This window comes from Streptomyces sp. MH60 (genome assembly GCF_002939385.1).
Classification (GTDB): Bacteria; Actinomycetota; Actinomycetes; order Streptomycetales; family Streptomycetaceae; genus Streptomyces.
The window spans coordinates 109,160-122,481 of record NZ_MULI01000014.1 but is presented as its reverse complement, the minus strand read 5'-3'; the positions used below and the strand labels follow the sequence as shown (position 1 = coordinate 122,481).

General features: G+C 71.9%; 12 protein-coding genes. 2 read left to right on the top strand and 10 right to left on the bottom strand.

Annotation, left to right across the window (positions count from 1 at the left end):
* Positions 1 to 431: 431 nt before the first annotated feature.
* Positions 432 to 1,439, bottom strand: coding sequence for a stage II sporulation protein M (locus BZZ08_RS12700; protein ID WP_104632288.1), 1,008 nt, complete (start codon positions 1,437 to 1,439; stop codon positions 432 to 434).
* 126 nt (positions 1,440 to 1,565) lie between these two features.
* Between BZZ08_RS12700 and BZZ08_RS12695 the strand changes: the two genes are divergently transcribed.
* Complete coding sequence (locus tag BZZ08_RS12695; RefSeq protein ID WP_104632287.1) at positions 1,566 to 2,507, top strand: RDD family protein; 942 nt, start codon at positions 1,566 to 1,568, stop codon at positions 2,505 to 2,507.
* 41 nt (positions 2,508 to 2,548) lie between these two features.
* On the opposite strand, the gene BZZ08_RS12690 is transcribed toward BZZ08_RS12695, so the two are convergent.
* The 9 genes from BZZ08_RS12690 to BZZ08_RS12650 all read right to left on the bottom strand — a co-directional run bounded on the left by BZZ08_RS12690 (position 2,549) and on the right by BZZ08_RS12650 (position 12,563).
* Positions 2,549 to 3,163, bottom strand: coding sequence for a hypothetical protein (locus BZZ08_RS12690; protein ID WP_104632286.1), 615 nt, complete (start codon positions 3,161 to 3,163; stop codon positions 2,549 to 2,551).
* 110 nt (positions 3,164 to 3,273) lie between these two features.
* Positions 3,274 to 4,731: an adenosylhomocysteinase gene (gene ahcY / locus BZZ08_RS12685; RefSeq protein WP_104632285.1), complete on the bottom strand. Its 1,458-nt coding sequence runs from the start codon at positions 4,729 to 4,731 to the stop codon at positions 3,274 to 3,276.
* A gap of 280 nt (positions 4,732 to 5,011) precedes the next feature.
* Complete coding sequence (locus tag BZZ08_RS12680) at positions 5,012 to 5,992, bottom strand: cation diffusion facilitator family transporter (RefSeq protein ID WP_104632284.1); 981 nt, start codon at positions 5,990 to 5,992, stop codon at positions 5,012 to 5,014.
* 201 nt (positions 5,993 to 6,193) lie between these two features.
* Positions 6,194 to 7,345, bottom strand: coding sequence for a mannose-6-phosphate isomerase, class I (gene manA / locus BZZ08_RS12675; RefSeq protein ID WP_104632283.1), 1,152 nt, complete (start codon positions 7,343 to 7,345; stop codon positions 6,194 to 6,196).
* Positions 7,346 to 7,395: 50 nt separating this feature from the next.
* Positions 7,396 to 8,523 (bottom strand): SIS domain-containing protein, encoded by a 1,128-nt coding sequence (locus BZZ08_RS12670; protein WP_104632282.1) that lies wholly within the window; start codon positions 8,521 to 8,523, stop codon positions 7,396 to 7,398.
* A gap of 79 nt (positions 8,524 to 8,602) precedes the next feature.
* Positions 8,603 to 8,773, bottom strand: a complete 171-nt coding sequence (locus BZZ08_RS12665) for a Trm112 family protein (protein ID WP_007450268.1) — start codon at positions 8,771 to 8,773, stop codon at positions 8,603 to 8,605.
* Between the two features lie 158 nt (positions 8,774 to 8,931).
* A complete protein-coding gene (locus BZZ08_RS12660; RefSeq protein WP_104632281.1) occupies positions 8,932 to 10,296 on the bottom strand; it encodes a phosphomannomutase/phosphoglucomutase in 1,365 nt (454 codons plus the stop codon).
* Positions 10,297 to 10,377: 81 nt separating this feature from the next.
* Positions 10,378 to 11,994, bottom strand: a complete 1,617-nt coding sequence (locus tag BZZ08_RS12655) for an L-lactate permease (protein WP_104632301.1) — start codon at positions 11,992 to 11,994, stop codon at positions 10,378 to 10,380.
* 149 nt (positions 11,995 to 12,143) lie between these two features.
* Positions 12,144 to 12,563 (bottom strand): DUF3499 domain-containing protein, encoded by a 420-nt coding sequence (locus tag BZZ08_RS12650; RefSeq protein ID WP_104632280.1) that lies wholly within the window; start codon positions 12,561 to 12,563, stop codon positions 12,144 to 12,146.
* Between the two features lie 294 nt (positions 12,564 to 12,857).
* Between BZZ08_RS12650 and BZZ08_RS12645 the strand changes: the two genes are divergently transcribed.
* On the top strand, positions 12,858 to 13,310 hold the full coding sequence (locus BZZ08_RS12645) for a metallopeptidase family protein (protein WP_198601441.1): 453 nt from the start codon (positions 12,858 to 12,860) through the stop codon (positions 13,308 to 13,310).
* The last annotated feature ends 12 nt before the right edge of the window (positions 13,311 to 13,322 follow it).

Below are 13,322 nucleotides of genomic sequence, written 5' to 3'. Positions count from 1 at the left end.
GGTATCAACATATCTGGCGTTGACTTTTGGCACGCTGTTGAGTTCTCAAGGAACGGACGCTTCCTTTGTACTCACCCTCTCGGGCTTTCCTCCGGGCGCTTCCCTTCAGTCTTGCGTTTCCGACTCTATCAGATCTTTCCGATCCGATTTCCTCGGTGCTTTCCAGGTTCCCGCTTTCGCGTTTCCCTTTCCGGCGGTTCCGACTTTATCAGAAGTTCCGAGCCGATCTTACCGGCCGTTCGTTTCCGATTCATCGGGAGAGTGCTTCGTCGAATTCAGAGATTCGTAGAAGCTAGTAGATGTTCACTGTTGCCCTCTGGGGTGAACCCGTCTCCAGGCAACTGTTCGAATCTACCTCCCCGCTCGCTCCGTGTCAACGGCTCGGGCGGGAACGAAGAGGACAGTAGCAGCTCGCCGGGGGTGGATGCACATCAGGCGGCTGTGGGCACGGTGGCACTGCGTTCGGCTGCCTCGACGTCGCCCGTGTCGCCGGCGCGCACGGCCCGGCCGCCCAGGACGTAGACGTAGGCGAGGAAGGCCAGCTCGGCGAGGACTCCGATGGTGATCCGTGCCCAGGTGGGCAGGCCGGACGGGGTGACGAAGCCTTCGATGGCGCCGGACACGAACAGGACGAGCGCCAGGCCCACCGCCATGCCGATGGCGGCCCTGCCTTCTTCCGCGAGCGCGATGCGGCGGGTACGAGGCCCCGGGTCGATAAGGGTCCAGCCCAGGCGCAGACCTGTGCCCGCGGCGACGAACACCGCTGTCAGTTCGAGCAGGCCGTGCGGCAGAACCAGGCCCAGGAAGGTGTCGAGGCGGCCGGCCGACGACATCAGGCCGAAGCCCACACCGAGGTTGAGCATGTTCTGGAAGAGGATCCAGATGACGGGCAGCCCCAGGAAGACGCCCAGGATGAGGCAGAGCGCGGCGGCCCAGGCGTTGTTCGTCCACACCTGTGCGGCGAACGAGGCCGCCGGGTTGCTCGAGTAGTACGTCTCGTACTGGCCGCCGGGCCGGGTGAGCTCGCGCAGCTCGCTCGGTGCGGCGATGGTGGACTGCACCTCCGGGTGGGTGCCGATCCACCAGCCCAGAAGGGCCGCGACAGCGGTCGACAGGAGGGCGGTGGGGACCCACCAGTGGCGGGCCCGGTAGACGGCCGCCGGGAACTGCTGGGTCAGGAATCGTGTGACGTCGCGCCAGGAGGCGCGTCGGGTACCGGTCACGACACTGCGCGCGCGGGCCACCAGTTGGCTGAGCCGTCCGGTCAGCTGGGGATCGGGTGCGCTGGACTGGATCAGGGACAGGTGGGTGGCCGTGCGCTGGTAGAGGGCGACGAGTTCGTCGGTCTCGGGACCGGTCAGCCGGCGCCTCCGACGGAGGAGGGCGTCGAGGCGGTCCCACTCCGCGCGGTGGGCGGAGACGAAGACGTCGAGGTCCATCGGTGTGCCTGCTCCTCGGCTATCGTCGGCGGCTCGTCGTGGATCAGCTTGTCGTACTGCGGCGCGGTGCGTCCTCAGCTTGGCAGACTGGCGGGGACGGGGGCAGTCCAGGGAAGGACGGCGGGCGTGAACGAGCTGGTGACGGGCGAGGCGGTGGCGCTGGAACTGCGCCCCGCGAGGCTGCCCAGCAGGGCACTGGCCGTCCTGCTCGATCTGGCGGTGGCCGTGGCCGTCTATGTGGCGGTGACCGTCGCGCTGATGGCGTCGACCTCGTCCCTGGACGTGGCGGCACAGACCGCGCTGTCGATCGCGACCTTCGTCCTCGTGCTGGTGGGCGGACCGATCGCCGTGGAGACGCTCAGTCACGGGCGGTCGCTCGGCAAGATGGCGTGCGGGCTGCGGGTGGTGCGGGACGACGGCGGGCCGATCCGGTTCCGGCACTCGCTGGTGCGGGGGCTGATCGGCGTGATCGAGATCCTCATGACGCTCGGGGTCATCGCCTGTGTCGCCTCGCTGGTGTCGGCACGGGGACGACGGCTCGGCGACGTGTTCGCGGGCACGCTCGTCGTGCGGGAGCGGGTGCCGTTCTCGTCTGCGGGCTTCATGCCGCCGCCTCCGCCCTGGCTGGCGGGGCGGTTCTCGGATCTCGACCTGTCCGCGGTGCCCGACGACCTGTGGCTCGCCGTCCGTCAGTACCTGGCGCGGATGGGGCAGCTGGATCCGCGCGTCGGCTGGGCCATGGCCGAACGGCTCGCCGCCGATGTGGCGGCCCGTACGGGCGCTCCGGTGCCGCGGGAGGTTCCGCCGCCCGCGTATCTGGCGGCGGTGCTGCAGGAGAGGCAGGCACGGGAGGCCTGGCGGGCCTTCGGCGGCGCTCAGGCGGCTGACGGGACTGCCGCGTCGGTGCCGGTGGCACCGGTGGCTCCTGTCCCCGCTACCCCGCCTGCCGCGCCGGTGGCCCCGCCGGCTGCGCAGCCTCCCGCTACGTCACCGGGTGGCCGCTCTGAGGTGCCGCGGGACGTGCCGTCGGACGGCCGCTCGGGCACCGGGTTCGTGCCTCCCGCGTAGGCACGGGCACCCCGCGCCCCGCACCCCGCGTCCGGCTCCGCTCACGGGAACACGGACGGTGGTGTCTCCAGGTCCTCCAGTTCGACGCCGGGCGCCGCGAGTACGACGTCGCCGGCGATGTGCACGGAGTGCTGCTCGCCCGTGTCCAGGGCTGTGACCTGGTATTCGTCCACGGTGAGGGGGCCGTTGTCAGTGGCGTGTGCTTCTCTGTTCAGCAAGGCCCAGGACTGGTCCACGGTGCGGGGGGCGAGGACCGGATCCGTGAGGGCGACGAGGCGTAGGCGGGTGGCTGATGCGGAGGGGGTGAGGCGCAGGAGGCGGGTGACGGCGACGAGGAAGGCCGGGGACGTGCCGGTGAAGGCGTGGGCGCGCGCATTGCCTTCCGTGGCGTGGATTCCGGTGGGGTCGGTACGGACCCAGGTGACGCCGTCGATGGCGGCGCCGCGTACCTGCCAGTCGGCGGCGTGGAGTTCGAGGCGGATGGGGCGGCCGAGTTCGTCGAGGGCGAGGTCGACGGAGCCGTGGTGGTCCCCGGTGGGCGTGGTCAGCCGGGAGACGTAGCGCCAGCCGGACGGGCCGGGGGCGCACTGGAAGTGTTCTTCCGCGAGGGGGGTGTGGTCGTGCGGATAGTGGAGCGAATAACGGCCGCGGGGCATGGGTGTCCTGGAGGGTGACGGGCTGGTCCGGTCGCTGATGCGGACGTGGCGCCAATGGGGCAGGCCCCCGGCACGGGGGTGCGGGGGCCTGCCTCGGAGGAACCGGTGACTCAGTAGCGGTAGTGGTCCGCCTTGTAGGGGCCCTCGACCTTGACGCCGATGTACTCGGCCTGCTCCGGGCGGAGCGTGGTCAGCTTGACGCCGAGGGCGTCCAGGTGGAGCCGGGCGACCTTCTCGTCCAGGTGCTTGGGCAGCACGTAGACGTCGGTCGGGTACTCGTCGGGCTTGGTGAACAGCTCGATCTGGGCCAGGGTCTGGTCCGCGAAGGAGTTGGACATCACGAACGACGGGTGGCCGGTCGCGTTGCCCAGGTTCAGCAGGCGGCCCTCGGAGAGGACGATGAGGACCTTGCCGTCGGGGTAGGTCCAGGTGTGGACCTGCGGCTTGACCTCGTCCTTGACGATGCCGGGGGTCTTGGCGAGGCCGGCCATGTCGATCTCGTTGTCGAAGTGGCCGATGTTGCCGACGATGGCCTGGTGCTTCATCTTGGCCATGTCCGAGGCCATGATGATGTCCTTGTTGCCGGTCGTGGTGACGAAGATGTCGGCCTTGTCGACGACCTCGTCCAGCGTCGTGACCTGGTAGCCGTCCATCGCCGCCTGCAGCGCGCAGATCGGGTCGATCTCGGTGATGATCACGCGGGCGCCCTGACCACGCAGGGACTCCGCACAGCCCTTGCCGACGTCGCCGTAGCCGCAGACGACGGCGGTCTTGCCGCCGATCAGCACGTCGGTGGCGCGGTTGATGCCGTCGATCAGGGAGTGGCGGCAGCCGTACTTGTTGTCGAACTTCGACTTGGTGACCGCGTCGTTGACGTTGATCGCCGGGAACAGGAGGGTGCCGTCGCGGTGCATCTCGTACAGGCGGTGGACGCCGGTCGTGGTCTCCTCGGTCACGCCGCGGATCTCGGACGCCAGCTGGGTCCACTTCTGCGGGCTCTCGCTGACCGTGCGGGTGAGGAGTTCGAGGATGACGCGGTGCTCGTCGGACTCGGCGGTGTCGACCGAGGGGACCTTGCCGTCCTTCTCGTACTCGACGCCCTTGTGGACGAGGAGGGTGGCGTCACCGCCGTCGTCCAGGATCATGTTCGGGCCGCCGGTGGGGGTGTTCGGCCAGGTCAGCGCCTGCTCCGTGCACCACCAGTACTCCTGGAGGGTCTCGCCCTTCCAGGCGAAGACCGGGACGCCCTGCGGGTCCTCGGGGGTGCCGTTCGGGCCGACGGCGATGGCGGCGGCCGCGTGGTCCTGGGTGGAGAAGATGTTGCAGGAGGCCCAGCGGACCTCGGCGCCGAGGGCGACCAGGGTCTCGATGAGCACGGCGGTCTGCACGGTCATGTGCAGGGAGCCGGTGACGCGGGCGCCGGCGAGCGGCTGGGCCTCGGCGTACTCCTTGCGGATCGCCATCAGGCCCGGCATCTCGTGCTCGGCGAGAGTGATCTCCTTGCGGCCGAACGCGGCCAGGGAGAGGTCGGCGACCTTGAAGTCCTGTCGGTTGTCGACAGTCGTCATTACGGGCTGCTCCTCGGGTTGGGTCGAGGTGGGTACGGCTGACCTGCGCGGCGGCGGACACAGGGGTGCCCAGAAGAGGACACAGGCATGCCCGCGTACGCGCAGCGCAGTCCGTCGGAGGCCCTCTCTCCCTCGGCCGGTCCGTCCTGGACCGCCCGACCGCCATCAGCAGCGACGTCTGGCTCCGTCCCAAGCTACACCGCGGGCGCCCGCCGTCCCCAGTCCGCCTCCGAACACTTCCGGACGTTCACGCAGGGTGATGACGGTGGTGGCCCGTCGGTCAGTGGGCGGCCGGCGGGGTGGTCGGGCCGCCGGGGGTCGCCTCGGGGTCGGGGCCCTTGGCGGCCTCGGACTCGCTGTAGATGTCCGGTTCCAGGTAGATGACGCGGGCGATCGGGACCGCCTCGCGGATGCGCGACTCGGCGGCGTCGATCGCGGAGGCGATCTCCGTGGCCGTGCCGTCGTGACGGACGGCGATCTTGGCGGCGACGAGCAGTTCCTCGGGGCCCAGGTGGAGGGTGCGCATGTGGATGACGCCGGTGACCGTGTCACCGGCGACGATCGCGGACTCGATCTGCTGGACCGCCTCGATGCCCGCGGCCTCGCCGAGCAGCAGGGACTTGGTCTCGACGGCGAGGACGAGCGCGATCAGGATGAGCAGGATGCCGATGCACAGGGTGCCGATGCCGTCCCAGACGCCGTCGCCGGTGAGCAGGGCGAGGCCGACACCGCCGAGGGCGAGGATCAGGCCGATCAGGGCGCCGAGGTCCTCCAGGAGGACGACCGGCAGCTCCGGCGCCTTGGCGTGGCGGACGAACTCCTTCCAGGACTTCTTGCCGCGCAGCGGGTTGGACTCCTTGATGGCGGTCCGGAAGGAGAAGCCCTCGGCGATGATCGCGAAGACCAGGACGCCCACCGGCCAGTACCAGTGCTCCAGTTCGTGCGGGTGCCTGATCTTCTCGTAGCCCTCGTAGACGGCGAACATGCCGCCGACCGAGAAGAGCACGATGGAGACGAGGAAGGCGTAGATGTAGCGCTCGCGGCCGTAGCCGAAGGGGTGTTGCGGGGTGGCCTGGCGCTGGGCCCGCTTGCCGCCCAGGAGCAGCAGGCCCTGGTTGCCGGAGTCGGCGAGGGAGTGCACGGACTCGGCGAGCATCGACGACGATCCGCTGAAGAGGAACGCCACGAATTTCGCTGCCGCGATCGAGAGGTTGGCGAGCAGTGCCGCCACGATCGCCCTGGTTCCGCCTGACGCGCTCATGTGTCGCGTTGTCCCTTCGCCTGCATCTGTTTCGACTGCGTCCGCTTCGCCCTGCGTCTGCTTCGACTGCGTCCGCTTCGTCTGCGTCTGTGCGCCGGTGGGCGCGGCCGGCGGGTGACCGGCCTTTGCCCCTCCTTTGCGGTGCGCCATTGTTGCAGCCCGTGTGGGCCCCGACGTGCCGGATGCCCCGTCGGGCGCCGGTCAGACGCGCACGGTGGCCCGGAAGAGCGTGCCGGTTCCGGACACTTCGGCCTTTTCGTGCGCCGGGACGAAGACGGAGCGGCCCGGGGCGAGTTCGTGTTCGCCGGCCCGTACGGTGCCCGCCGTGCAGAGCAGGATCTGCGGGGTGGGCAGGGTGAGGTCGTGGGCGCCGGACCCTTCCGGCAGGACGTAGCGGGACAGGCGGAACTCGTCGATCGGGGTGTCGTAGACCTCTTCGCCGTCGGGGGACGCCTCCGGGCGCAGGATGCCGGGGTCGCCCGCCTCGAAGCGGACGATGCGCAGGAGTTCGGGGACGTCGACGTGCTTGGGGGTGAGGCCGCAGCGCAGGACGTTGTCGGAGTTGGCCATGATCTCGACGCCCAGGCCGTCGAGGTAGGCGTGCGGGATGCCGGCGCCGAGGTACAGGGCCTCACCGGGCTGGAGCCGGACGTGGTTGAGGAGCATCGCGGCGAGGACGCCGGGGTCGCCCGGGTAGTGGTGGGCGATGTCGGCGTACGGCCGGTAGGCGCCGCCGAGGCGGTCGCAGGCGGCCGCGGCCTCGGTGACCGTGTGGGCCATCTCCTCGGGGTCGGCGGTGAGGATCGCGGTGAGGACCTCGCGCAGGGCGGCGTCCTCGGGGTGGGCGCGCAGCAGGTCGACGTACGGCTTGAGGGAGGCGACGCCGAGGCCGTCGAGCAGGTCGGCCGTGTCGGCCGGGGCGCGGAAGCCGCACAGGCCGTCGAACTCGGTGAGGGCGCAGATCAGTTCGGGCTTGTGGTTGGCGTCCTTGTAGTTGCGGTGCGGGGCGTCCAGGGGGACGCCCCGGCGCTCCTCGTCCTCGTAACCGGCCCTGGCCTGGGCGAGGTCGGGGTGGACCTGGAGGGAGAGGGGGGCCCCGGCGGCGAGGAGCTTGAGGAGGAAGGGCAGCCGGGGACCGAACCTGGCCACCGAGGCTGCGCCCAGTTCCTTCTCGGGGTCGGCGTCGACGACCTCGGCGAGCGTGCCCCGGCCCGTGCGGGAGGGGGCGCCGGGGTGGGCGCCCATCCACATCTCCGCCTGCGGTTCGCCGGTCGGCTCGGTCCCGAGGAGGGTCGGGATCGCGGTGGTGGAACCCCAGGCGTAGGGGCGGACGGTGTTGTCGAGGCGGTCCATGAGCTCTCTCTGCCGGTGCGTGCGGGTGCGTGGGCGATGGTGGGCCGGGGTCAGGCTCCCGAGGCGAGCGCCAGGTAAACGGCGGCGAAATCCGTGATGGCGATCAGTTCGGCGAGGGTCTCCAGTTCGGCGCCCGCTTCCGGTTCCAGCTCGCTGATCGGCGTGTCGTGGCCGAGGGCCAGGTCACGGGCGTGGGGGGCGGCGGTGAGTCCACCGCTGGGACGGTCGCGCAGCAGCACCACACGCGCGCGCAGGGCGGTCGGCTCCTCGACGCGGTCGCGGAAGAAGTCGTCGGGGTCGGCTCCGGCGGCGAGCCGGCCGGCGAGCAGGGCGCTGTGCGCGGCGAGCGCCTCGGGCAGCTCGGCGACGACCGCGGGGGTGCCGGACAGTTCGGCCAGGGCGGCGGCGAAGCGGCGGCCGGCGGGTCCGGCGGAGGTGCCCTCGGTCCAGACGACGGGGAGGGACTCGGCCAGCTCGGAGGCCAGCGTCTTGGCGGGGTTGCTGTAGGTCACGATGGCGGGCCCGCAGCGTTCGGCGACGGCGTCGAGGCGGTCGGCGACCTTGTCGACGGCCTCGGGCGGCGCTTCGAGCAGGCCGGTGCGGTCCAGCAGCGCGAGGAGCGGGGTGAGCAGCGCCCACAGGACGCCGGGGGCGGCACCGGCGAGGGGCTCGTCGTGGTCGTACGGCGCGGTCGCCATCGGGATGAACAGGCCGCGCGAGCTGCTCACCGCATCGTTGAGCGGGGAGCCGGCCGGGGCGACGGCCACGACCGTGCAGCCCCGGCGGTAGGCCTGTTCGGCGAGCAGGGACAGGCCCGGCTCGGCGCCGTCGGGGGTGGCGATCAGCAGGAGGTCCACGGAACCGGCCCAGCCGGGCAGTTCCCAGCGCAGGGCGCCCGCGGCGGGGGCCACGCCGGTGGGGGCGAGGCGGGTGACGGGGCTGCCCGCGCCGGCGAGGGTGCCGAGGAGGTCGGCGGCGTGGGTGGCGGCGGCGCCGGGCCCTGCGATCAGTACGGCGCGGGGGCGGCCGTCCGGCTTGAGGTTGCCGACACCGGCCTCGGCGGCGTGCCGGGCGGCGGTGCGGACGCGGGCACCGGCCTCGGCGGCGCCGCGGAGCAGACCTCGGCGGTCGGCCTCGGTGAGGCGCTCCGGGGCGTCGAGGAGCGATTCGTCGAGCATGGCGGCAGGTCTCCGATCGCCGGGGCGTTCGTTCGATTGCGCGGGGTCGTCGCCGGGTTGCCGGTGGCCTGGCCGGCGGTTATTCGGGGCGGCGGGCCTCGTCGACGAGGAGGACGGGGATGCCGTCGCGCACCGGGTACGCCAGGCCGCAGTCCTGTCCGGTGCAGATCAGCTCCGCGTCCTGCTCCTTGAGGGGGGCGTGGCAGGCGGGGCAGGCGAGGATCTCCAGGAGGCCGGCTTCGAGCGGCATGGGGGTTCCCTTCGGGGCGGTGGGGCTTGTGTGGATGTGCTGGTCAGGGTACCGCCGGGGCGAGGCTCGTGCGGGTGGCCCACGGGAACCCGGCGTTGGTGCTGGAGGGGTGCGCGGCCCGGCACTTACGGGGCGGCACTACTGCCCGCCGACGGCGGCTAGGCCCTGATGATCGCCAGCGCCTCGTCCCGCACCTTGGTCATCGTGGCCTCGTCGCGGGCCTCCGCGTTGAGGCGGAGCAGCGGCTCGGTGTTGGACGGGCGGACGTTGAACCACCAGTCGGCCGTCGTGACGGTGAGGCCGTCCAGCTCGTCCACGGTGACGTCGTCGCGGCCCTCGTACGCGGCCCGGATCGCGGCGAGGCGGGCCCGCTGGTCGTCGACGGTGGAGTTGATCTCGCCGGAGCCGGTGTAGCGGTCGTACGCGGCGACCAGGGCGGACAGCGGGCCGTCCTGCTCGCCGAGGGCGGCGAGGACGTGGAGGGCGGCCAGCATGCCGGTGTCGGCGTTCCAGAAGTCGCGGAAGTAGTAGTGCGCGGAGTGCTCGCCGCCGAAGATGGCGCCGGTCCTGGCCATCTCGGCCTTGATGAAGGAGTGGCCCACGCGCGTGCGTGCCGGTGTGCCGCCGTGCTCCCGCACGACCTCCGGGACGGACCAGGAGGTGATCAGGTTGTGGATGACCGTGCCCTCGCCGCCGTTGCGGGCCAGTTCGCGGGCGGCCACGAGGGCGGTGACGGCGGACGGGGAGACCGGGTCGCCGTTCTGGTCGACGACGAAGCAGCGGTCGGCGTCGCCGTCGAAGGCGAGACCGAGGTCGGCGCCCTCCTCGCGGACGCGCTGCTGGAGGTCGACGAGGTTGGCCGGGTCGAGCGGGTTGGCCTCGTGGTTGGGGAAGGTGCCGTCCAGTTCGAAGTACATCGGCACCAGGTCGAGGGGCAGGCCGGCGAAGACCGTGGGGACGGTGTGACCGCCCATGCCGTTGCCCGCGTCGACGACGACCTTGAGGGGCCGGATGGTGCTCAGGTCGACGAGGGAGCGCAGTTGGGCCGCGTAGTCGGCGAGCGTGTCGCGCCGGGTGACGGTGCCCGGACGGGACGCGGGCTCCGGGGCTCCGGAGTCGCTCCAGCGCTCCACCAGGGCGCGGATCTCGGCCAGGCCGGTGTCCTGGCCGACCGGGGCGGCGCCCGCGCGGCACAGCTTGATGCCGTTGTACCGCGCGGGGTTGTGCGAGGCCGTGAACATCGCGCCCGGCAGGTCGAGCGCGCCGGACGCGTAGTACAGCTGGTCGGTGGAGCACAGGCCGATCTCGGTCACGTCGGCGCCACGGGCCGCCGCCCCGCGCGCGAAGGCGCCGGACAGGCCCGGTGACGAGGGCCGCATGTCGTGGCCGACCACGACGGCGCCCGCGCCGGTCAGCTCGACGAAGGCCGCGCCGAACAGCTCGGCCAGCGACTCGTCCCACTGGTCCGGGACGACACCGCGCACGTCGTACGCCTTCACGATCTGCGACAGATCAGCAGCCACGGCCAACCTTCCTGAAAGTCCTGTCGGAGCCCACAAACTACCCCGTGAGGACCGGCGGGCCGTCCGGGCGGTTGCCCGAGGTCAGGGCAGCATCCAGCCCAGCACCGCCGTGGACTGTCCGACCACGATCAGGCACATGATCAGCAGCAGGCCCAGGCTCCAGGGCAGTACCTTGCGCAGCAGGTCGCCCTCGCGGCCCGCGAGTCCGACGGCGGCGCAGGCGATGGTGAGGTTCTGCGGGGAGATCATCTTGCCGAGGACGCCGCCGGAGCTGTTGGCGGCGGCCAGCAGTTCGGGCGAGAGGCCGGACTCCCGCGCGGCGGTCACCTGGAGGGCGCCGAAGAGCGCGTTGGCCGAGGTGTCGGAGCCGGAGACGGCGACGCCGAACCAGCCGAGCACCGGGGAGAGGAAGGCGAGTCCGGCGCCCGCCGCGGCGACGAAGTGGCCGATGGTGGCGGCCTGTCCGGAGAGGTTCATGACGTAGGCGAGGGCGAGGACCGAGGTGACGGTGAGGATCGCGAAGCGCAGTTCGTGCACGGTCGCGAGCCACTCCTTGACCGCCGCGCGCGCGTGCACGCCGAGGACGACGGCCGTGGCCAGTCCGGCGAACAGCACGAGGGTGCCGCCGGTGGAGACGATCGGCCAGGAGAAGACGTTGCCGCCGACCGGCTCGCCCCCGGGGTCGACCACGTCGAGAAACGGCCAGTCGTAGGACTGCGTGGTCTTCGCCAGCCAGTCCTTGACCGCGGGGATCTGCGCCACGGAGAAGACGGCGACGATCAGCGCGTAGGGCGCGTAGGCGCGCACCACCTCCCGGGCGGGGTCCCGCTCGTCCAGTTCCTCGCTGCGCACGCCGGTCAGTACGGACGCCCGTACGGGCTCGGCGGCGGGCCGGCGGGAGTGCGGTACGGCGACCAGGGCGCCGGCGCCGATCAGGGCGGCGGCGATGTCGGCGAGCTGGGCGGAGACGTAGTTGGAGGCGACGAACTGGGCGACGGCGAAGGCGACCCCGCAGGCCAGCGCGGGGATCCAGGTCTCGCGCAGGCCGCGCCGCCCGTCCACCAGAGCGACGAGGAGCAGCGGTACGACCAGGGCCAGCAGCGGCGTCTGGCGGCCCACGACGGAGGCGACGTCGTCCAGGGGCAGCCCGGTGACCTGGGCCAGCGTCACCACCGGGGTGCCCATCGCGCCGAAGGCGACCGGCGCGGTGTTGGCGACCAGGGAGACGACGGCGGCGCGCACGGGGTCGAAGCCGAGGGCGACGAGCATGACGGAGCAGATCGCGACGGGCGCCCCGAACCCGGCGAGGGCCTCCAGCAGGGCGCCGAAGCAGAAGGCGACGACGAGGGCCTGGATGCGGGGGTCGTCGGACAGGCGGCCGAAGGAGCGGCGCAGGATGTCGAAGTGCCGGGTGCGGACCGTCATCCGGTAGACCCACAGGGCGTTCACGACGATCCACAGGATGGGGAAGAGGCCGAAAACCGCTCCCTGGGCGGCGCTGGAGGCCGTCTGGTCCAGCGGCATGCCGTAGGCGAGCCAGGCGACCAGTACGGCGGCCAGGAGACCGATGAGGCCCGCCAGGTGGGCCTTCATGCGGACGCCGCCCAGCAGGACCAGGACGATCACCAGTGGCAGCGCCGCCACCAGGGCCGACAGGCCGAGTGAACCGGCGACGGGTTCCAGTTCCTGTACGTACACGCACGCCTCCCCGGATTCCGCCATGCGAAAGCGATTTCTCGCGGCTTCCGGAATGGTCGTGTCCGCGACAACGAGGCGTCAATGGGTGTGCAGCAACGGATGCGACCGGGGACACGGTGAGTGAAAGGTGAGAACCCGTCGGGCGGGGCTCAGTTGTCCGGCGAGCGCAGCACGCGCAGATGACCGCGGCGCGCGACCTCCATCGGGTCGGCCCTCCGCGCGCCCCCTGCCTCGGCCGCCCGCTCCTGGGGCCGGGCCGCCTCGCGCACCGCGTTGGCGAGCGCCTCCAGGTCGTCGCCGCTGGGGCGGGCCGGGGCGGATCCGTCGAGCAGGCGGACGACCTCCCAGCCGCGGGGGGCGGTGAGGCGCTCGGAGTGCTCGGCGCACAGGTCGTAGCAGTGGGGTTCGGCGTAGGTGGCGAGCGGGCCGAGGACCGCGGTCGAGTCGGCGTAGACGTACGTCAGCGTCGCGACGGCGGGACGGCCGCAGGCGGTGCGCGAACAGCGACGTACAGGGCTCACGATGTTGGACGGTACCGCACTCTTGAGCGGGCCGCGACGACTCTCCACCAGGTCACACCCCCGTGTCGTGGCGTGAAACGACCTGCCGACCCTCCGGAACAGCCCCCTTTGACCTGCGCGGACGTCCGCCTCACCGGTCCCGTGCGACGCGCCGGGCGGTCACGACCTGATACAAACAACGACATTTGCCTTGAGTTCCGCGGTCGTGGAGAGATACGGAATCGAGCCCAACCTTGGCTGGAATGGTCATCCGGCGACAAGCGGAGCGGGCCGCCGCCACGCCGCCCGCGGTGCGCGCGCGGTCGGGCACGCCGCCTCGGCGGGGACTACCCTTCACCAGTGATGGACAACCCCGTGACGCCCCGTGAGGCCGGCCGCCCAGGACCCCGCCGTCGTGATCGCCACGGTCGGGGCATGCGCGGCCCGGTCGCGCCCCCGCAGGTGCCGCTCGCCGCGAGCCGTGGCGAGGTGTTCGCGGACCTGGTGCAGGACTCCGTGGAGCGCCTGGAACGGCGGTGGCCGCAGCTCGCCGACATCGACTTCCTCGTCCTCGACGTGCCACGCCCGCCCGCGGCCGGGGAGGCGTGGCAGGACGAGGCGGTCCCGCTCGGGGGCACGGTGCCCTCGCGGGACGGGCGGCGGGGGCGGGTCGTGGTGTACCGGCGGCCGGTGGAGATCCGGACCAAGGGGCGGGACGAGCGCGCGCTGCTGGTGCACGAGGTCGTCGTCGAGCAGGTCGCGGAGCTGCTGGGGCTGACGCCGGAGACGGTGGACCCCCGGTACGGGGAGGACTGAGCGGCGGGGGCC